The following is a 17,512-nucleotide window of genomic DNA, read 5'->3' as shown; positions in this document are numbered from 1 at the left end:
CGATTAAATGTCCAGAACTTGCGGTTGCTGTGCCGCGTGATTGTGCTCGTTACCAGCGTAAACTTTCAGTTTACGGTACATAGCACGACCCAGCGGGCCCTTCGGCAGCATGCCTTTAACCGCGATTTCAATTACGCGCTCAGGACGGCGGGCAATCATCTCTTCAAAGGTCGCTTCTTTGATACCACCGATGTGGCCGGTGTGGTGGTAGTACATCTTGTCAGAACGTTTGTTGCCGGTTACAGCAACTTTTTCTGCGTTCAGAACGATGATGTAGTCACCGGTATCAACGTGCGGAGTGTATTCCGCTTTGTGCTTACCGCGCAGACGACGAGCCAGTTCAGTAGCCAGACGGCCAAGAGTTTTACCGCTCGCATCAACAACGTACCAGTCGCGTTTTACGGTTTCTGGTTTAGCTGTAAAAGTTTTCATTAAAAGCTTACCCAATTTAAGTTACACGTTGGTGAACACCCAAACGCTTCATAAATATAGTGTTTTGAGGTTCACACGGCTATCTAGTCCAGCAAACCTACCCCTTCGAATAGCTATTGCCAGCGCGATTAAAGTTTCGGGAAAAAACTTTGTTGTAACGTGGGGTCGCAAGATTATAGAGAAGTCGATTCCAAAGATCGACTTTTTTCTCAACCAAATGGCGAAAGATTTGAGCCGGCGTAACCGCGTCGGAGCAAAACCGCATCCACGAAAAGTAAAGCATGGTAAGCATTGTGGAGGCGGCGCAAGCAACCGAACATCACCGCCGCGTTGCATCACGATAATGATTTGATAAGTAACGGTTTTCATACCTCACCGCAACATCCCCCCTGCTGGCATATGGTGCATCCACTCCGGCCCGCTTTTCTTTTTGCTACATTGATTTGGAACAACATCAGCGGAGGAAGAGTGAGATGACGCGCCTTACAGCAAAAGATTTTCAACCGGAATTGCTTGAGCTTTATGACTATTACGCGCACGGCAAACTGACCAAGCGCGAGTTTCTGGAGCGCGCCGCCAGGTATGCCGCGGGCGGCCTGACCGCCATGACCATTCTATCCCTGATGAGCCCGAACTATGCGCTGGCGCAGCAGGTGGAATTCACCGACCCGGCGATCATCCCGGAATACATCACCTACCCTTCCCCTAACGGTCACGGCAGCGTACGCGGCTATCTTGTGCGCCCGGCCAAAACCAGCGGCCCGGTTCCCGCCGTGGTGGTGGTGCATGAAAATCGGGGTCTTAACCCGTATATCGAGGATGTGGCGCGGCGTTTGGCCAAAGAAGGATTTATCGCGCTGGCGCCGGACGGCCTGAGCTCAGTCGGCGGCTACCCGGGCAACGACGACAAAGGGCGGGAACTCCAGCAGCAGATCGACCCGACCAAACTGATGAATGATTTCTTTGCCGCAGTCGAATTTCTGATGAAGCATAAAGACGCGACCGGCAAAGTCGGCATCACCGGATTTTGCTACGGCGGCGGCGTATCCAACGCGGCGGCCGTGGCCTATCCGGAGTTGGCCGCTGCCGTGCCGTTCTACGGACGTCAACCCAAACCGGAAGACGTCGCCCGCATCAAGGCGCCGTTGCTGTTGCACTACGCAGAGCGCGACGACAACATCAATGCCGGCTGGCCGGCGTATGAATCCGCGTTAAAAGCCGCCAATAAAACCTACGAAGCCTACGTCTACCCCGGCACCAATCACGGCTTCCATAACGATTCCACGCCGCGGTACGACAAAGCCGCCGCCGACCTGGCATGGAACAGGACCATCGCCTGGTTCCGGCGTTATCTGGTATAAACCGTCATGCGCTAAAAGCGTCTTGCCGCCGTCATTTCCCGGCGGCAAGCGACAATCACGGCAGGTGGGGCTGACGCAGGTACTCTTCGCTCTGCATTTCCTGCAAACGCGACAGGCAGCGCTGGTATTCAAACTTCAGATGTTCGCCCTGATAAATCTCGAACATCGTCGCCTGCGCAGACATGATCAGCTTCACCCGGCGTTCGTAAAACTCGTCCACCAGCGCCAGAAAGCGGCGGGCAGCGTTTTCATCTTTAACTTCCATCACCGGAACATGGTGCAACAGCACGGTGTGGTACAGCCGCGATAGCGCGATGTAGTCATTCTGGCTGCGCGCCTCAAGGCACAGAGTGGCGAAATCCACCGCCAGCACCCCGTCGCCGGCGCTCAGCGTCGCCAGCGGTCGATGATTAATCTCCAGCACCGGACCGGGCTGACTGAAATCACGCCCGGACAGGCGGCGGAACATCGCCTGCATCTCTGCGTCGGTATCCGCATTGTTCGGGGTCAGATACAGGTGCGCCTGAGTCAGGGTGCGCAGCCGGTAATCGATGCCGGCATCCACATTCAATACAGCGCAATGCTGCTTGATCAACTCGATAGCCGGCAGGAAACGCGCGCGCTGCAACCCGTTGCGGTACAGTTCATCCGGCGGAATATTGGAGGTCGCCACCAGCGCAATGCCCCTGGAGAACAGCGCCCGCAGCAGTTCCGCCAGCAGCATGGCGTCGGTAATATCGGAGACGAAGAACTCGTCGAAGCACAGAATGTCGGTTTGCGCCTTAAACCCGTCGGCCACCTTTTCCAGCGGATTTTCCTGTCCCTGCAACTGATTCAGCTCTTCATGCACGCGCAGCATGAAACGGTGAAAGTGCAGACGCAGCTTGCGTTCCGAAGGCAAACTGTGAAAAAACAGGTCCATCAGCCAGGTCTTACCCCGCCCCACGCCGCCCCACATATACAGCCCTTGTACCGGCGACGGCGATTTTTCCTTGTGCCCGATCCAGGCTCGCCATTTTGCCATCAGTCCCGGCGCGCTGCTTTCCGCGGGCGCCCACACCTGTTCCGTCAGCGTCTGATGAATGGCGTTCAGGCGGATGACCGTCTGATGCTGCACTTCATCCGGCTGGTAGGTCTGTGCCGCCAAAGCCTGCTGGTAAAGTGCCAAAGGGGTTGTTCTCTGCATAGCGCAAAATCCCTGAGAAAAATTTCGTTGTATTTTATCGTGCGTTAACGCCGGTTCAGCCCGCGATCGTGGGCGTTACCGCTTCGCGGCGCCTGTGTTCCCGGTCAGACCAGACACAGGGGCTCCACTCCGGCGAGGTTAGCGGTTATAGTGACTATTATTAAGTGAAAAAACCCTACGGGACAACGAAGTCAAAATAGGAGTCGTTTTATGACCTGGGAGTCTGCGCTGATTGGATTTGTTATCGGTGTCATCATTGGCGCTGTCGCGATGCGGTTCGGCAACCGTAAACTGCGCCAGCAGCAGGTACTGCAAAACGAACTGGAGAAAAACAAAACCGAGCTGGAAGAATATCGTCAGGAACTGGTCAGTCACTTTGCCAGCAGCGCGGAACTGCTCGACAACATGGCGCGCGATTACCGCCAGCTTTATCAGCACATGGCGAAAAGCTCCAACAGCCTGCTGCCGGATGTCCCGATGCAGGATAACCCGTTCCGCTATCGCCTGACCGAAGCCGAGTCGGACAACGATCAGGCGCCGGTGGACATGCCGCCCCGCGACTACTCGGGCAGCGCTTCCGGCCTGCTGCGCGGTACACGCCCGATCGGCAAGTAACCGGTTATTTTTACCGTTCTTTCCGATTGTATTCACCCTGACGGCACGACGTTTGTCGTCAGGGTACGACCCTACCGTCGGCCGCTATTATCTTCCCCCGCACCGATGGCCGTTACATTCTGCTGACGAAATATCAGTGAACTTTACACACTGCCCTGGGTCTGAGTCTTCACCGCAAGTTTGAGTTTATATATCATTGTTTTATTCATAGGCAGGTCGTGAGAGAGTTAACAATCAATGAAAAAAACATCGTTGTTATATAGCGCACTGGCACTCGGTATTGGACTGTCGTTGTCTTCGCTGCCCCCGGCCAATGCCGCATTGCCTGCGGTTGTAGAAGGTCAGGCTCTGCCCAGCCTGGCGCCGATGCTGGAAAAGGTGCTGCCCGCCGTAGTGAGCGTCCACGTGGAAGGCACGCAGGTACAGCGCCAGCGTATCCCGGAAGAGTTTAAATTCTTCTTCGGTCCCAATACGCCTTCTGAAAAACAGAACTCTCGCCCGTTTGAAGGGCTGGGTTCCGGCGTCATCATCAATGCCGAAAAAGGCTACGTGCTGACCAATAACCACGTCGTCAACAACGCCGATAAAATTCAGGTGCAGCTGAATGACGGCCGTGAATACGACGCCAAACTGATCGGCCGCGACGAGCAGACCGATATCGCCCTGTTGCAGTTGAATGACGCCAAGAATCTCACCGAGGTCAAAATGGCCGACTCCGATCAGCTGCGCGTCGGTGACTTCGCCGTTGCCGTCGGCAACCCATTCGGACTCGGTCAGACCGCGACGTCCGGCATCATTTCCGCGCTGGGTCGCAGCGGCCTGAATCTGGAAGGGCTGGAAAACTTTATCCAGACCGATGCCTCCATCAACCGCGGTAACTCCGGCGGCGCGCTGGTTAACCTACGCGGCGAACTGATCGGCATCAACACCGCGATTCTGGCGCCGAGCGGCGGTAACGTCGGCATCGGTTTCGCCATTCCGAGCAACATGGCGCAGAATCTGACGCAGCAGTTGGTGGAATTCGGCGAAGTGAAACGCGGCCTGCTGGGTATCAAGGGCAGCGAGATGACCTCTGAAATCGCCAAAGCGTTCAAGGTGGACGCACAGCGCGGCGCCTTCGTCAGCGAGGTCATTCCTAAGTCCGCCGCCGCCAAGGCCGGCATCAAAGCGGGCGACGTACTGGTATCGCTGGATGGCAAATCCATCAGCAGCTTCGCCGAACTGCGCGCCAAGATCGGCACCACCGCGCCGGGCAAAACTGTACGTATCGGCCTGCTGCGCGACGGCAAGCAGCAGGAAGTCGCAGTCGTACTGGATAACAGCGCCAACGTCACCACCAATGCCGACACCCTGTCTCCGGCCCTGCAAGGCGCGACCCTCAACAACGGGCAGTTGAAGGACGGCAACAAAGGCGTGGCGATCGATAATGTGGCTAAAGACAGCGCCGCTGCCAAAGTCGGTCTGCAAAAAGGCGACATTATTGTCGGCGTGAACCGCGAACGCGTGGAAAACATCACCCAATTGCGCAAAATTCTGGAAGCCAAGCCTTCAGTGCTGGCCCTGAATATTGTCCGCGGCGACGAGAGTATCTATCTGTTGCTGCGTTAAGCCATGAAAAAATGGACGCCGCGCGATGCGGTGTCCATTCTTCTCTGATATTCTGCGATCCAACCTTCTTTATGCACCCAAAACGCTCATGCTAACCAAACTGTTACGTTCGGCGCTGTTCGGTGTCATCGTGGCCGGCATCCTGCTGCTGGCAATCCCGGCATTGCGTTCCAATCAGGGATTGCTCAAATCCGGCGGCGGCGACAGCCAGGAAACCCCGGTCAGCTATTATCAGGGAGTGCGCCGCGCCGCGCCAGCCGTGGTGAACGTATACAATCAGGCCAACGACCCGAGCGCCCAAAACGAGCTGAATATCCGTACGCTGGGCTCCGGCGTGATCATGAACAACAAAGGGTACATCCTCACCAACAAGCATGTGATCAGCAATGCTGAACAAATTGTGGTCACGCTGCAGGATGGCCGCATCTTTGAAGCGCTGTTGGTGGGCTCAGACAGCCTGACTGATCTGGCGGTACTGAAAATTGAAGGTGCAAATCTGCCGGAAATCCCCATCAATCCGAAACGGGTGTTCCACGTCGGCGATGTGGTGATGGCCATCGGCAACCCCTACAACCTCGGCCAGACGGTGACACAGGGGATTGTCAGCGCTACCGGCCGGGTAGGACTTAGCTCCTCCGGCCGGCAGAATTTTCTGCAAACCGACGCCTCCATCAACCGCGGCAATTCCGGCGGCGCGCTGGTTAACACGCTTGGCGAGCTGGTCGGCATCAACACGCTATCATTTGATAAAAGCAACGATGGCGGTACGCCGGAAGGCATCGGTTTTGCCATACCTACCGCACTGGCGACCAAGATCATGAACAAGCTGATCCGCGATGGACGGGTGATTCGTGGTTATATCGGTATCAGTGGCGCGCAGCGCGAGCGACTAGGCAATCAGGTAACCGGTCTGGAGCGGCTACAGGGTATCATCGTCAATAAGGTTGATTCCGGCGGCCCGGCGGATAAGGCTGGCATCAAAGAGGGCGACCTGCTGCTGGAGGTCAACAGTAAACCGGCGCGTTCGGTGATAGAAACTATGGATCAGGTGGCGGAAATTCGCCCCGGTTCAGTCATTCCGGTGGCCATTTTACGTGATAATCAGGAAATAAAGCTTGATATGACTATCCAGGAATATCCCAGCGACTAAGCCAAACCCTAGGGAAAATGCCGGGCGACGAACAGGCCGCCCGGCAGGAACGATTAGTCGTTAGCGCTTACACGTTCAATGTTGGCGCCCAACGCGCGTAATTTGTCTTCAATGCGTTCGTAGCCGCGATCGATATGATAAATACGATCCACCAGCGTGGTGCCTTCCGCGATACATCCCGCCAGTACCAGACTGGCTGACGCACGCAGGTCGGTCGCCATTACCTGCGCACCGGACAGGTGCTCAACGCCATGACAAATCACCGTGTTGCTCTCGATTTCCGCCTGCGCGCCCATACGAATCAGTTCGGGGATATGCATGAAGCGATTTTCGAAGATGGTTTCAGTGATGACGCCGGTACCTTCCGCCACCAGATTCAGCAGGCTGAACTGCGCCTGCATATCGGTCGGGAATCCCGGATGCGGAGCGGTACGCACGTTGACCGCTTTCGGCCGGCGACCATGCATGTCCAGGCTGATCCAGTCTTCGCCGATTTCGATATCAGCACCCGCTTCGCGCAGTTTGGACAACACCGCATCCAGCGTATCCGGGCGAGTGTGGCGGCACATGACCTTACCGCCTGACACCGCGGCCGCCACCAGGAAAGTACCGGTCTCAATGCGGTCCGGCAGCACGCGATAGACCCCGCCGCCCAGACGCTCCACGCCTTCAATGACGATTTTGTCGCTACCCGCGCCGCTGATTTTGGCGCCCAGCGTATTGAGGAAATTGGCGGTATCGACGATTTCCGGCTCACGCGCGGCGTTTTCAATGATGGTTTTGCCCACCGCCAGCGTAGCGGCGCTCATGATGGTGACAGTCGCGCCGACGCTGACCTTGTCCATCACGATGTGTGCGCCTTTCAGTCGACCTTCGACCGTGGCCTTCACATACCCTTCTTCCAGCGTGATGTGCGCGCCCAGCTGTTCCAGGCCATTGATGTGCAAATCAACCGGACGAGCGCCGATGGCGCAGCCTCCCGGCAACGACACCTGCCCCTGACCAAAGCGCGCCACCAGCGGGCCCAGCGCCCAAATTGACGCGCGCATGGTTTTCACCAGGTCATAGGGTGCACAGAACACGTTAACCGTGCTCGCATCCACATGCACGGAACCGTTGCGCTCGACGCGCGCGCCCAGTTGGCTCAACAGCTTCATGGTGGTGTCGATATCACGCAGCTTGGGAACGTTCTGGATTTCTACCGGCTCTTCAGCCAGCAATGCGGCAAACAGAATGGGCAGAGCTGCGTTTTTAGCGCCGGAAATGGTGACTTCACCAGCGAGCCGGGTTGGACCCTGCACACGAAATTTATCCATAGTGACGATTTCTCAATGTTCAGACTCAATAGCACGGCCGGGCGGCCGCTGAATTACAGACCGCTCAGTTTGCGGTCGCGCTGCCATTCTTCAGGGGTGTAGGCCTTGATCGACAACGCATGAATGCGATTATCCGCGATATATTCCATCAGCGGCGCGTAGACCGCCTGCTGCTGTTTTACGCGGCTCATACCCTTGAACAACTCACCTATCACAATGACCTGGAAGTGGCTGCCGTCACCGGAAACATGCACTTCCTGCAGCGCCAGCGCGCTCATCAGCACGTCTTTAATTTCGTTGTTTTCCATTGCTCTCGATTCTACGTCAGGGGGATGATAAACAGGGTGGTATCTTAGATGAATCTGTCGCTATCTTAAACAAAAGAAATCCCCCTTGCGCACACGCGACAAGGGGGATCGATGCTAACCGGAATGCAAGGTTCAGTCGGCTGGCTGAACGGGAATGATTTCACTCAGGTTATATAACTGAATCAGGGTACGAAGCCGGTCGCTGGCGCCGATAATCGCCAGCGGTTTCCCCCGCTGTTCCTGCTGATGATAAAAATGCACCAGCAGGGCAAGCCCGGAAGAATCCACCCGCGCCACCTGACCGACATCCAGCACGCTGCTGTCGTTCAGCAGTGCCTCGCGCTGCCGCCACAGCGGCAACAGCGTATTCCGGTCCAGATCGCCTTCCAGACGCAGGGCGCCGTCCTCCTGTCGCCAGCGCAGCGCGTCAGCCATTTTTCTGACCCAGCGAAATCGGCTGCTGAGCCGCGGCCTGCAACTGCTTAGTCAGGCCGTCGACCCCGTTCTGACGCAGCGTGGACGCCCACTCGTTCTGCTTGGTGGTAATCATGCTCACCCCTTCGGCGATCATGTCATACGCCTGCCAGTAACCGGTTTTGGTGTTCTTGCGCCACTGGAAATCCAGACGAATCGGCGGGCGGCCGCCGTTATCGATGATGGTCACGCGAATGGAAACGATCTCGGCGTTGCCCACCGGCTGCTCCGACGCGATCTCGTAGGTCTGACCGTGATAAGACGCCAGCGCCTGACCATATGCCTGTTCCAGATAAGCCTCAAACGCCTTGAAATAAGCCTCGCGCTGATCCGGCGTGGCGTTCTTGTAATACTGACCCAGCACCAATGCGCCGGCGTATTTCACCTGCACATACGGCAGCAGTTCTTCACGCACCACGGTACGCAGATAGTTGGGGTCCTGCTTAATGCGCGGCTGTTCATTTTTGAGGCGGTCGAAGGTTTTCTGCGCCGCGTCGCGCATCAGGCTGTAAGGGTTGGTCTGGTCAGCAGCGCTGACAAACGGGGCTACCACCAACAGAGCAACCATCAATAAACGTTTCAACATGCTGTGTCCTCTCAAGGCTGTTGGGCTGGTTTTGCGCCAGATTCAGGGGTTGCCGCCTCGCCACTTTTCTCCGCCGGTTTGGTTGGTGCCGGTTGAGCATGGCTCTGATTCGCATTATTTGGGGTAACCGTGTCCTGACCGGCATTATTCTGGCTGGCATTGTCAGTATTGTTGCCGCCGCTCTTATATAGGAATTGACCGATAAGGTCTTCCAGGACCATGGCCGACTTGGTGTCCTGGACGGTGCCGCCGTCTTTCAGAATCGACGTGCCCATATCCTCGTCTTCAAAACCCATGTTCAGCGCCAGATACTGTTCTCCCAGCAGGCCGGAAGTACGAATCGCCAGCGAGCTGGTATCCGGAATGTGGTCGTAGCGCTTATCGATATCCATCGCCACCCGCGGCAGATACGTCTTGGTGTCCAGCGAGATATCCGCCACCCGGCCAATCACCACTCCGCCGATTTTCACCGGGGAACGCGCTTTGAGACCGCCGATATTGTCGAAGGTCGCGTACAAACGGTAGGTCTGTTGTTGCCCCAGCGATTTCAGGTCAGCGACTTTCAGACATAAAAAGACTATGGCGCACAGCGCAATCAGCATGAATACGCCAACCCAAATTTCATGTTTCTTTGTTTGCATCGACTCATTTCCCAAACATCAGTGCTGTCAGCACAAAATCCAATCCCAGTACCGCCAGCGACGAATGCACCACGGTGCGGGTCGTCGCGCGGCTGATGCCTTCTGACGTCGGAATCGCGTCATAACCGTTGAACAGCGCAATCCAGGTAACGGTAATGGCAAACACCAGGCTCTTGAGAGCGCAGTTAAGCAAGTCTTTCTGCCACTCCACCGCGTTTTGCATCGCCGACCAGAAAAAGCCGTTGTCGATGCCTTTCCAGTCCACGCCGACCAGCGCGCCGCCCCAGATACCGACGGCGACAAAAATCACCGTCAGCAGCGGCATGGTGATTACCCCGGCCCAGAATCGCGGAGCCACCACGCGGCGCAACGGGTCCACCGCCATCATCTCCATACTGGATAACTGCTCGGTGGCCTTCATCAGCCCGATTTCCGCCGTCAGAGCGGAACCGGCGCGTCCGGCGAACAGCAACGCGGTCACCACCGGCCCCAGCTCGCGCAGCAACGACAGCGCCACCATCATGCCCAGACTGGCTTCGGCGCTGTAGGTAGTCAGGACCAGATACCCCTGCAACCCCAGCACCATACCGATGAATACGCCGGATACCATGATGATCAGCAGCGACTGCACGCCGACGCTATACAGCTGTTTGCGCAGCAGCGGCCACTGTTTGACCAGCTCCGGCTTTCCGACCAGCGCATTGAACAGCATCAGCCCGGCACGCCCGAAAGCGGCGCAGACCTGAATGCCAACGCGTCCCAGCGACGCTAATGCCTGTACTAGCATGAATTACTTACTCCCCAAGCCTAACAGCCCACGCTGATAATCGCCTGCCGGATAGCGGAACGGCACCGGGCCATCGGCAATGCCATCCAGAAACTGCCTCACGCGCGGATCGCCATTCTGCTGCAATTCAGCCGGCGAACCTTCCGCCACCACGCGTTGGTCGGCGATGATGTAAGCATAATCGGCAATACTCAGCACTTCCGGCACATCGTGGGACACCACGATGCAGGTCACGCCAAGCGCATGGTTCAACTCGTCGATCAGCTTCACCAGCACGCCCATGGTAATCGGGTCCTGGCCGACGAACGGCTCATCGAACATGATCAGCTGCGGGTCGAGCGCAATGGCGCGCGCCAGCGCCGCCCGCCGCGCCATTCCTCCCGACAGCTCCGACGGCATCAGTTCCGCCGCGCCGCGTAGCCCAACCGCTTCCAGCTTCATCATCACCGTACTGTGCAGCAGCGGCTCGGGCAGTTGCGTATGTTCGCGCAGCGGCCAGGCGACATTGTCGAACACGTTCAGATCGGTAAACAGCGCACCGGACTGAAACAGCATGCTCATTTTCTTACGGGTCTCATACAGACGGGAACGGGAAAGAATCGGAATATTTTCCCCGTCGAACCAGATTTCGCCGCTGTCCGGTTGCAGTTGTCCGCCAATCAGACGCAGCAGCGTGGTTTTACCGATGCCGGACGGCCCCATGATGGCCGTGATCTTTTGTTTTGGCACGTTCAGCGAGACATCCGAAAAAATCGGCCTGTTGCCCCGCCGGAAACTGAGCCCGCGAATTTCTACCAGATTTTCGTGGTTCATGGTCTCTTTCCTCAACGGCCCGCCGATGGCAGCCGCCCGTTTTCACATTTTTGCGCCGCACAGCCCCGACAACCGTCTTCCGGGGTGTTACGCTGGCCCTTCACTGTTACAGAATCAGGACACCGGTTCGTGACCAAAATTGCCATTGGTTTTACTTTTTCGCCCTGCGCAGTCAGAATTAGCGCTAACGAGGAAAAATGGCGGTTTTGCTTATTATTCGTCCAGAAATACTGGTTTGTTCGCCAATAAACCGGTGATTATACCTGAATAAAGGACGCTGCATGCTTTTTGCGACAGTACTGTTAATTGTTGGTTTAGTATTACTGGTTTATGGCGCCGACCGTCTGGTGTATGGCGCTGCCGTACTGGCCCGCACATTTGGCGTACCGCCGATGATTATCGGCATGACGATTGTAGGAATGGGCACTTCGCTGCCCGAACTGATGGTATCCGTGACCGCCGCGCTCAACCATCAGACCGATATGGCGGTCGGCAATGTATTGGGGTCGAACATCGCCAATATTCTGCTGATCCTCGGCAGCGCCGTCCTGATCCGCCCATTGACCTTTCATTCCACACTGCTGCGTCAGGAACTGCCGCCCATGCTGGTGGTGACGCTGCTGTGCGGCGTCCTGCTGCACGACAGCTTCCTGAGCCGCCTGGATGGCGTGATTCTGTTGCTGGCCGCCGCTGGTTGTATCGTGCTGATGCTGCGTATGGCGCACGCCGCCCAGAACCGCGGCGACGACAGCCTGACCCGTGAGCAGATGGCCGAACTGCCCAGAGAGAACAACCAGACCGTGGCGCTGTTATGGCTGCTGATCGGCCTGATTATTCTGCCGATGTCGGCGCGGATTGTGATCGATAACGCCACGGTCATCGCCAATTACTTTAATATCAGCGAACTGACCATCGGGCTGACGGTGCTGGCCGTCGGCACCAGTCTGCCGGAATTGGCGACCGCGATCGTCGGCACCCTAAAAAAAGAAGACGACATCGCGCTCGGCAACCTGATTGGTTCAAATATCTTTAATATCGTGATAGTGCTGGGCGTGCCCGCCCTGTTGTCCCCCGGTGCGGTAAACCCGCTCGCGTTTGCGCGCGACTACTGGGTGATGCTGGGGGTCAGCGCGCTCCTGACGGTTCTCTGTCTCCGCCAGAAACGGCGCATCGGTCAGGGCGCGGGCGCATTGCTGTTGTGTGCGTTCATCGCGTACCTTTCGGTGCTGTTCTTGTTCTCATAGCCAGAGCATTGGCAACGCAGGATGTTTTACATGTCACATTTCGAACTACAACCTGGTTTCGATTTCCAGACCGCCGGTCGGCAGGTCCTGTCCATCGAACGCGACAGCCTCGCGCAGTTGGATCAATACATTGACGACAATTTTTCGCGTGCCTGCGAGAAAATGTTTTACTGCCACGGCAAGGTAGTGGTGATGGGCATGGGTAAGTCGGGGCATATCGGCTGCAAGATGGCGGCCACCTTCGCCAGCACCGGCACGCCCGCATTTTTCGTCCACCCCGGCGAAGCCAGTCACGGCGATTTGGGCATGATTACCGCGCAGGATATCGTAATCGCCATTTCCAACTCCGGCGAGTCCCATGAAATCCTGGCGCTCATCCCGGTGTTGAAGCGCCTGCAAGTGTGCCTGATCTGCATGACCGGCAATCCGGAAAGCACCATGGCCAAAGCGGCGGACATCCATCTTTGCGTCCACGTATCGCAGGAAGCCTGCCCGCTGGGTCTGGCGCCGACCTCCAGCACCACCGCCACGCTGGTGATGGGCGATGCGCTGGCCGTCGCGCTGTTGCAGGCGCGCGGCTTTACCGCCGAAGATTTCGCGTTGTCGCACCCCGGCGGCGCACTTGGCCGCAAACTTCTGTTGCGGATCAACGATATCATGCACACTGGCGACGAGATCCCCCGCGTCAGCCGCGACGCATCGCTGCGTGACGCGCTGCTGGAGATAACCCGCAAGAATCTGGGGATGACGGTGATTTGCGGCCCCGACGATCGTATCGAAGGCATCTTTACCGACGGTGACCTGCGCCGGGTGTTCGACATGAATATCGACCTGAACAGCGCCGGCATCGCCGATGTGATGACCCGCGGCGGTATCCGGGTTACACCGCAAACGCTGGCGGTGGATGCGCTGAACCTGATGCAATCCCGCCATATCACCTCGCTGCTGGTGGCGGAGGACGACCGCCTGCTGGGGATCGTCCACATGCACGATATGCTGCGCGCCGGCGTGGTGTGAACCGGCGACGTGCGTACAACGCAGAATGAAAAACCAAGGATATGTGTGAATGAGTGAAATCCGGCCGCAAACCGATACCTGTTACGGGCCTGTCGATACCCAGGTGATGCAACGCGCCCGTGATATACGTCTGTTAATCTGCGATGTCGACGGGGTACTTTCCGACGGCCTGATCTACATGGGAAATCAGGGCGAAGAACTCAAAGCCTTCAACGTACGCGACGGCTACGGTATTCGCTGCCTGCTGACGTCCGACATCGACGTGGCGATTATCACCGGCCGTTCGTCGCAGCTGCTGGTCGACCGCTGCCAGACGCTGGGTATCCGCCATCTTTATCAGGGACAATCGGATAAGCTTTTGGCCTTCCGCGAGCTGTTGGATACACTGTCGCTCACCGCCAGCCAGGTTGCCTACATCGGCGATGATCTGATCGACTGGCCGGTGATGGCCGAGACAGGGCTGAGCGTCGCGGTAGCCGACGCCCATCCGTTGCTGCTGCCCAACGCGCACTATGTGACGCGCATTGCCGGCGGCCGCGGCGCGGTCAGAGAGATTTGCGATCTTATTTTGCTGGCGCAGGGTAAACTGGATTTCGCCAAAGGGCTGTCGATATGAGTAAAACAAAACGCTGGCTAACGCTGTTGCTGGCATTGATTGCGTTGGTGCTGATCGGGTTAAATCTGACAAACCAGCGTGCGGGAAACGGGCCGACGGAAGTGCAGAATAACGATCCGGCCTATACCATGCAGAAAAACATTACCGTGGTGTATGACCCGACCGGAAAGCTGAGCTACAAGCTGGTGGCCGAAAAAGCGGAGCACTACAACGCCGACCAGGTAAGCTGGTTTACCCAGCCGGTGGCGACCATGTTCAATGAACAAGCCGTCGCCACCTGGTCGGTACGGGCCGATCGCGCCAAACTGACGAAAGATCGCATGCTGTATCTGTACGGTCATGTCGAAGTCAACAGCCTGACCAACGACTCGCAACTGGAGCGGATTAAAACGGATAATGCGCAGATAAATCTGGTTACGCAGGACGTGACGTCGGATGACGAAGTCACCCTGTACGGTGTCAACTTTACTTCTAACGGATTGAAAATGCGCGGAAATCTGCGCAGCAAAACCGCTGAGCTGATCGATAAGGTAAAATCCTATTATGAAATCCAACCAAAAAATTAATGTCTTACACAGCATCCTGATCGCCAGCTCGCTTTTTGCCGTCAGTATTCCGGCACTGGCGCTGACCGGCGACACCGATCAACCCATCCACATCACCTCCGATCAGCAGGCGTTGGACATGCAGGGCAACGTGGTGACGTTCACCGGCAACGTTATCGTCACGCAGGGATCGATAAAAGCGCAGGCCGACAAGGTCGTGGTCACCCGTCCTAACGGCCAACAGGGCCATGAAGTGATCGAAGGCTACGGCAACCCGGCCACCTTTTATCAGATGCAGGACAACGGCAAGCCGGTCAAAGGCCATTCTCAGAAGATGCGTTACGAAATGGACAAGCAGCTGGTTATTCTGACCGGCGACGCCTATCTGGAACAGCTGGACAGCAACGTTAAGGGCGACCGCATCACCTATCTGGTGCAACAGCAGCAGATGGAAGCGTTCAGCGACAAAGGCAAACGAGTCACCACCGTGCTGGTCCCGACGCAGTTGCAGGACAAAGGCACCCAGAACGGCGCCAAGCCCAGCGGCAACACCGGCAAGCCCACCAAACAACAGTGAGTAACGCGCTAACCCATGGCAACACTAATCGCCGAAAATCTGGCCAAGGCGTATAAAGGCCGCAAAGTGGTGGAAAACGTCAGCCTGAATGTGAATTCAGGCGAAATCGTCGGGCTGCTCGGGCCCAACGGGGCCGGCAAGACCACCACCTTTTATATGGTTGTCGGTATCGTCCCGCGCGACGAAGGCCGCATCGTGATCGACGATGAGGACATCAGCCTGCTGCCGCTGCACGATCGCGCCCGCCGCGGCATCGGTTACCTGCCGCAGGAAGCCTCGATTTTCCGGCGTCTGAGCGTCTACGACAACCTGATGGCGGTGCTGGAAATCAGAAAAGATCTGACCCGTGAACAGCAGCAGGATCGCGCCAACGAACTGATGGAAGAGTTTCATATTGTTCACCTGCGCGATAGTTTGGGACAATCGCTGTCCGGTGGCGAGCGCCGCCGGGTGGAAATCGCCCGGGCGCTGGCCGCTAACCCCAAATTCATCCTGCTGGACGAACCCTTTGCAGGGGTAGACCCGATTTCGGTCATCGATATCAAGAAAATCATTGAGCATCTGCGCGATAGCGGGCTGGGCGTGTTGATTACCGACCATAACGTTCGCGAAACGCTCGATGTCTGTGAACGCGCTTATATCGTTAGTCAGGGCCAGCTTATTGCCCACGGCTCACCGATGGATATACTGGCGAATGAGCAGGTAAAACGAGTCTATCTGGGCGAAGGCTTCCGACTCTGATAACGTCATGTTTTAGGTTGATCATTCAAAAAGGAAGTTAGCGCGCGTTATGAAGCAAGGTTTGCAACTCAGGCTCAGCCAGCAACTGGCTATGACACCGCAGTTACAGCAGGCCATCCGCCTGCTGCAGTTGTCCACGCTTGAACTCCAGCAGGAAATCCAACAGGCGCTGGAAAGCAACCCGTTGCTGGAGCAAGCCGATATTCATGACGAAGTGGAAACCCAGGAAAGCAGCGACAGCGAAACGCTGGATACCCGCGAGGCGCTGGAGCAGAAGGAGATGCCCGACGAGCTGCCGCTCGACGCCGCCTGGGATGAAATCTACACCGCCGGCACGCCGTCCGGCACCAGTACTGACTACCGCGACGAAGAGCTGCCTGTCTATCAGGGCGAAACCACCCAGACGCTACAGGATTACCTGATGTGGCAGGTGGAACTGACGCCGTTTTCCGACACCGATTCCGCCATCGCCACGTCTATCGTGGACGCGGTGGACAATACCGGCTATCTGACCGTGTCGCTGGACGATATCCGCGACAGCATCGGTAATGACGATGTGACGATGGAAGAAGTGGAAGCGGTGCTCAAGCGCGTACAGCGTTTTGACCCTGTCGGCGTAGCCGCCCGCGATTTGCGCGAATGCCTGCTGGTGCAGCTATCGCAGTTCGACAATGACATTCCCCGTCTGGCCGAAGCCAGGCTCATCGTCAGCGAATACCTCGACCTGCTCGCCAACCATGACTTCCGCACCCTGATTCGTACCAGCCGTCTCAAGGAGGAGGTGCTGAAAGAAGCGCTGGCGTTAATCCAGTCGCTGGATCCGCGCCCAGGGCAGTCGATCAACACCGGCGAATCCGAGTATGTCATTCCGGATGTGCTGGTGCGCAAGATGCAAGGCCACTGGACGGTGGAACTCAACACCGACAGCGTGCCGCGGCTGCAGATCAACCAGCAGTACGCCGCGCTCGGCAGCAGCGCGCGCAACGACAGCGACGGCCAGTTCATCCGCAGTCATCTGCAGGAAGCCCGCTGGCTCATCAAGAGCCTGGAAAGCCGTAACGATACCCTGTTGAAGGTGACCCGCTGTATTGTGGAACAGCAGCAGGCGTTCTTCGAACACGGCGAAGAATTCATGAAACCCATGGTGCTGGCGGATATCGCCCAGGCCGTGGACATGCACGAGTCCACCATTTCCCGCGTAACGACCCAGAAATTTCTGCACAGTCCGCGCGGTATTTTTGAGCTGAAGTATTTCTTTTCCAGCCACGTCAACACCGACAGCGGAGGCGAGGCGTCATCCACCGCTATCCGCGCGCTGGTCAGGAAACTCATTGCAGCGGAAAACCCCGCTAAACCGCTGAGCGACAGCAAGCTGACCACACTGCTTTCCGAACAGGGAATCATTGTGGCCCGCCGTACTGTCGCCAAGTATCGAGAGTCTTTATCTATCCCGCCGTCAAACCAGCGTAAACAGCTGGTTTGACCCCTACATGAG

General features: G+C 57.0%; 20 protein-coding genes. 11 read left to right on the top strand and 9 right to left on the bottom strand.

Annotated features, from left to right (window positions below; all coding sequences use genetic code 11):
* Window positions 1–3: 3 nt before the first annotated feature.
* Window positions 4–432, bottom strand: coding sequence for a 50S ribosomal protein L13 (gene rplM, locus CVE23_RS01675; RefSeq protein ID WP_012883052.1), 429 nt, complete (start codon window positions 430–432; stop codon window positions 4–6).
* 473 nt (window positions 433–905) lie between these two features.
* Here rplM and yghX point away from each other — a divergent pair, with 473 nt between their 5' ends.
* Window positions 906–1,793, top strand: coding sequence for a YghX family hydrolase (gene yghX / locus CVE23_RS01665; RefSeq protein ID WP_049854026.1), 888 nt, complete (start codon window positions 906–908; stop codon window positions 1,791–1,793).
* 55 nt (window positions 1,794–1,848) lie between these two features.
* On the opposite strand, the gene zapE is transcribed toward yghX, so the two are convergent.
* Window positions 1,849–2,979: a cell division protein ZapE gene (zapE, locus tag CVE23_RS01660; protein ID WP_100848723.1), complete on the bottom strand. Its 1,131-nt coding sequence runs from the start codon at window positions 2,977–2,979 to the stop codon at window positions 1,849–1,851.
* A 210-nt stretch (window positions 2,980–3,189) separates the two neighbouring features.
* On the opposite strand from zapE, the gene zapG reads away from it, so the two are divergent.
* The 3 genes from zapG to degS all read left to right on the top strand — a co-directional run bounded on the left by zapG (window position 3,190) and on the right by degS (window position 6,352).
* Window positions 3,190–3,594, top strand: a complete 405-nt coding sequence (gene zapG / locus CVE23_RS01655; protein ID WP_038663124.1) for a Z-ring associated protein ZapG — start codon at window positions 3,190–3,192, stop codon at window positions 3,592–3,594.
* 237 nt (window positions 3,595–3,831) lie between these two features.
* A complete protein-coding gene (gene degQ, locus CVE23_RS01650; protein WP_038917566.1) occupies window positions 3,832–5,202 on the top strand; it encodes a serine endoprotease DegQ in 1,371 nt (456 codons plus the stop codon).
* A gap of 88 nt (window positions 5,203–5,290) precedes the next feature.
* A complete protein-coding gene (degS, locus tag CVE23_RS01645) occupies window positions 5,291–6,352 on the top strand; it encodes an outer membrane-stress sensor serine endopeptidase DegS (RefSeq protein ID WP_100848722.1) in 1,062 nt (353 codons plus the stop codon).
* Window positions 6,353–6,405: 53 nt separating this feature from the next.
* Here the strand turns inward: degS and murA are convergent, their stop codons facing one another.
* The 7 genes from murA to mlaF form a co-directional block, all read right to left on the bottom strand.
* Window positions 6,406–7,668: a UDP-N-acetylglucosamine 1-carboxyvinyltransferase gene (gene murA, locus CVE23_RS01640; protein WP_038917564.1), complete on the bottom strand. Its 1,263-nt coding sequence runs from the start codon at window positions 7,666–7,668 to the stop codon at window positions 6,406–6,408.
* A 53-nt stretch (window positions 7,669–7,721) separates the two neighbouring features.
* Window positions 7,722–7,976 (bottom strand): BolA family iron metabolism protein IbaG, encoded by a 255-nt coding sequence (ibaG, locus tag CVE23_RS01635; RefSeq protein ID WP_038663133.1) that lies wholly within the window; start codon window positions 7,974–7,976, stop codon window positions 7,722–7,724.
* A 132-nt stretch (window positions 7,977–8,108) separates the two neighbouring features.
* Window positions 8,109–8,411 carry a lipid asymmetry maintenance protein MlaB gene (mlaB, locus tag CVE23_RS01630; protein ID WP_038663136.1) on the bottom strand — a complete coding sequence of 101 codons (303 nt, stop codon included), beginning with the start codon at window positions 8,409–8,411 and terminating at the stop codon, window positions 8,109–8,111.
* Window positions 8,404–9,036 (bottom strand): phospholipid-binding protein MlaC, encoded by a 633-nt coding sequence (gene mlaC, locus CVE23_RS01625; RefSeq protein ID WP_100848721.1) that lies wholly within the window; start codon window positions 9,034–9,036, stop codon window positions 8,404–8,406. Before mlaC ends, mlaB begins: the two co-directional genes overlap by 8 nt.
* An 11-nt stretch (window positions 9,037–9,047) precedes the next feature.
* Window positions 9,048–9,677 (bottom strand): outer membrane lipid asymmetry maintenance protein MlaD, encoded by a 630-nt coding sequence (gene mlaD, locus CVE23_RS01620; RefSeq protein WP_038663142.1) that lies wholly within the window; start codon window positions 9,675–9,677, stop codon window positions 9,048–9,050.
* 4 nt (window positions 9,678–9,681) lie between these two features.
* Window positions 9,682–10,464, bottom strand: coding sequence for a lipid asymmetry maintenance ABC transporter permease subunit MlaE (mlaE, locus tag CVE23_RS01615; RefSeq protein ID WP_038917563.1), 783 nt, complete (start codon window positions 10,462–10,464; stop codon window positions 9,682–9,684).
* A gap of 3 nt (window positions 10,465–10,467) precedes the next feature.
* Window positions 10,468–11,277, bottom strand: coding sequence for a phospholipid ABC transporter ATP-binding protein MlaF (gene mlaF, locus CVE23_RS01610; RefSeq protein WP_038917562.1), 810 nt, complete (start codon window positions 11,275–11,277; stop codon window positions 10,468–10,470).
* Window positions 11,278–11,558: 281 nt separating this feature from the next.
* Here mlaF and CVE23_RS01605 point away from each other — a divergent pair, with 281 nt between their 5' ends.
* Genes CVE23_RS01605 through rpoN form a run of 7 tightly spaced genes read left to right on the top strand, consistent with a single transcriptional unit; the run spans window position 11,559 to window position 17,500 of the window.
* Window positions 11,559–12,521 carry a calcium/sodium antiporter gene (locus CVE23_RS01605; protein WP_038663150.1) on the top strand — a complete coding sequence of 321 codons (963 nt, stop codon included), beginning with the start codon at window positions 11,559–11,561 and terminating at the stop codon, window positions 12,519–12,521.
* Window positions 12,522–12,551: 30 nt separating this feature from the next.
* A complete protein-coding gene (gene kdsD / locus CVE23_RS01600; RefSeq protein ID WP_038663153.1) occupies window positions 12,552–13,538 on the top strand; it encodes an arabinose-5-phosphate isomerase KdsD in 987 nt (328 codons plus the stop codon).
* 49 nt (window positions 13,539–13,587) lie between these two features.
* The gene (gene kdsC, locus CVE23_RS01595; protein WP_038663157.1) at window positions 13,588–14,154 is read left to right on the top strand and encodes a 3-deoxy-manno-octulosonate-8-phosphatase KdsC; all 567 of its coding nucleotides are present in this window, start codon (window positions 13,588–13,590) and stop codon (window positions 14,152–14,154) included.
* The gene (gene lptC / locus CVE23_RS01590; protein WP_038917560.1) at window positions 14,151–14,720 is read left to right on the top strand and encodes an LPS export ABC transporter periplasmic protein LptC; all 570 of its coding nucleotides are present in this window, start codon (window positions 14,151–14,153) and stop codon (window positions 14,718–14,720) included. Before kdsC ends, lptC begins: the two co-directional genes overlap by 4 nt.
* Window positions 14,698–15,276, top strand: coding sequence for a lipopolysaccharide ABC transporter substrate-binding protein LptA (gene lptA, locus CVE23_RS01585; protein WP_038663163.1), 579 nt, complete (start codon window positions 14,698–14,700; stop codon window positions 15,274–15,276). Before lptC ends, lptA begins: the two co-directional genes overlap by 23 nt.
* A 15-nt stretch (window positions 15,277–15,291) precedes the next feature.
* Complete coding sequence (lptB, locus tag CVE23_RS01580; protein ID WP_022631820.1) at window positions 15,292–16,017, top strand: LPS export ABC transporter ATP-binding protein; 726 nt, start codon at window positions 15,292–15,294, stop codon at window positions 16,015–16,017.
* 49 nt (window positions 16,018–16,066) lie between these two features.
* Window positions 16,067–17,500, top strand: coding sequence for an RNA polymerase factor sigma-54 (rpoN, locus tag CVE23_RS01575; RefSeq protein ID WP_038917559.1), 1,434 nt, complete (start codon window positions 16,067–16,069; stop codon window positions 17,498–17,500).
* Window positions 17,501–17,512 lie beyond the last annotated feature (12 nt).

The organism is Dickeya fangzhongdai, assembly GCF_002812485.1.
In the GTDB taxonomy this organism is placed as follows: Bacteria; Pseudomonadota; Gammaproteobacteria; order Enterobacterales; family Enterobacteriaceae; genus Dickeya; species Dickeya fangzhongdai.
This window is presented reverse-complemented; position numbering and strand designations above follow the sequence as displayed.

Coding starts and splice junctions, on each gene's coding strand:
- rplM (WP_012883052.1), bottom strand. CDS start 432: ATGAAAACTTTTACAGCTAAACCAGAAACCGTAAAACGCGACTGGTAC.
- yghX (WP_049854026.1), top strand. CDS start 906: ATGACGCGCCTTACAGCAAAAGATTTTCAACCGGAATTGCTTGAGCTT.
- zapE (WP_100848723.1), bottom strand. CDS start 2,979: ATGCAGAGAACAACCCCTTTGGCACTTTACCAGCAGGCTTTGGCGGCA.
- zapG (WP_038663124.1), top strand. CDS start 3,190: ATGACCTGGGAGTCTGCGCTGATTGGATTTGTTATCGGTGTCATCATT.
- degQ (WP_038917566.1), top strand. CDS start 3,832: ATGAAAAAAACATCGTTGTTATATAGCGCACTGGCACTCGGTATTGGA.
- degS (WP_100848722.1), top strand. CDS start 5,291: ATGCTAACCAAACTGTTACGTTCGGCGCTGTTCGGTGTCATCGTGGCC.
- murA (WP_038917564.1), bottom strand. CDS start 7,668: ATGGATAAATTTCGTGTGCAGGGTCCAACCCGGCTCGCTGGTGAAGTC.
- ibaG (WP_038663133.1), bottom strand. CDS start 7,976: ATGGAAAACAACGAAATTAAAGACGTGCTGATGAGCGCGCTGGCGCTG.
- mlaB (WP_038663136.1), bottom strand. CDS start 8,411: ATGGCTGACGCGCTGCGCTGGCGACAGGAGGACGGCGCCCTGCGTCTG.
- mlaC (WP_100848721.1), bottom strand. CDS start 9,036: ATGTTGAAACGTTTATTGATGGTTGCTCTGTTGGTGGTAGCCCCGTTT.
- mlaD (WP_038663142.1), bottom strand. CDS start 9,677: ATGCAAACAAAGAAACATGAAATTTGGGTTGGCGTATTCATGCTGATT.
- mlaE (WP_038917563.1), bottom strand. CDS start 10,464: ATGCTAGTACAGGCATTAGCGTCGCTGGGACGCGTTGGCATTCAGGTC.
- mlaF (WP_038917562.1), bottom strand. CDS start 11,277: ATGAACCACGAAAATCTGGTAGAAATTCGCGGGCTCAGTTTCCGGCGG.
- CVE23_RS01605 (WP_038663150.1), top strand. CDS start 11,559: ATGCTTTTTGCGACAGTACTGTTAATTGTTGGTTTAGTATTACTGGTT.
- kdsD (WP_038663153.1), top strand. CDS start 12,552: ATGTCACATTTCGAACTACAACCTGGTTTCGATTTCCAGACCGCCGGT.
- kdsC (WP_038663157.1), top strand. CDS start 13,588: ATGAGTGAAATCCGGCCGCAAACCGATACCTGTTACGGGCCTGTCGAT.
- lptC (WP_038917560.1), top strand. CDS start 14,151: ATGAGTAAAACAAAACGCTGGCTAACGCTGTTGCTGGCATTGATTGCG.
- lptA (WP_038663163.1), top strand. CDS start 14,698: ATGAAATCCAACCAAAAAATTAATGTCTTACACAGCATCCTGATCGCC.
- lptB (WP_022631820.1), top strand. CDS start 15,292: ATGGCAACACTAATCGCCGAAAATCTGGCCAAGGCGTATAAAGGCCGC.
- rpoN (WP_038917559.1), top strand. CDS start 16,067: ATGAAGCAAGGTTTGCAACTCAGGCTCAGCCAGCAACTGGCTATGACA.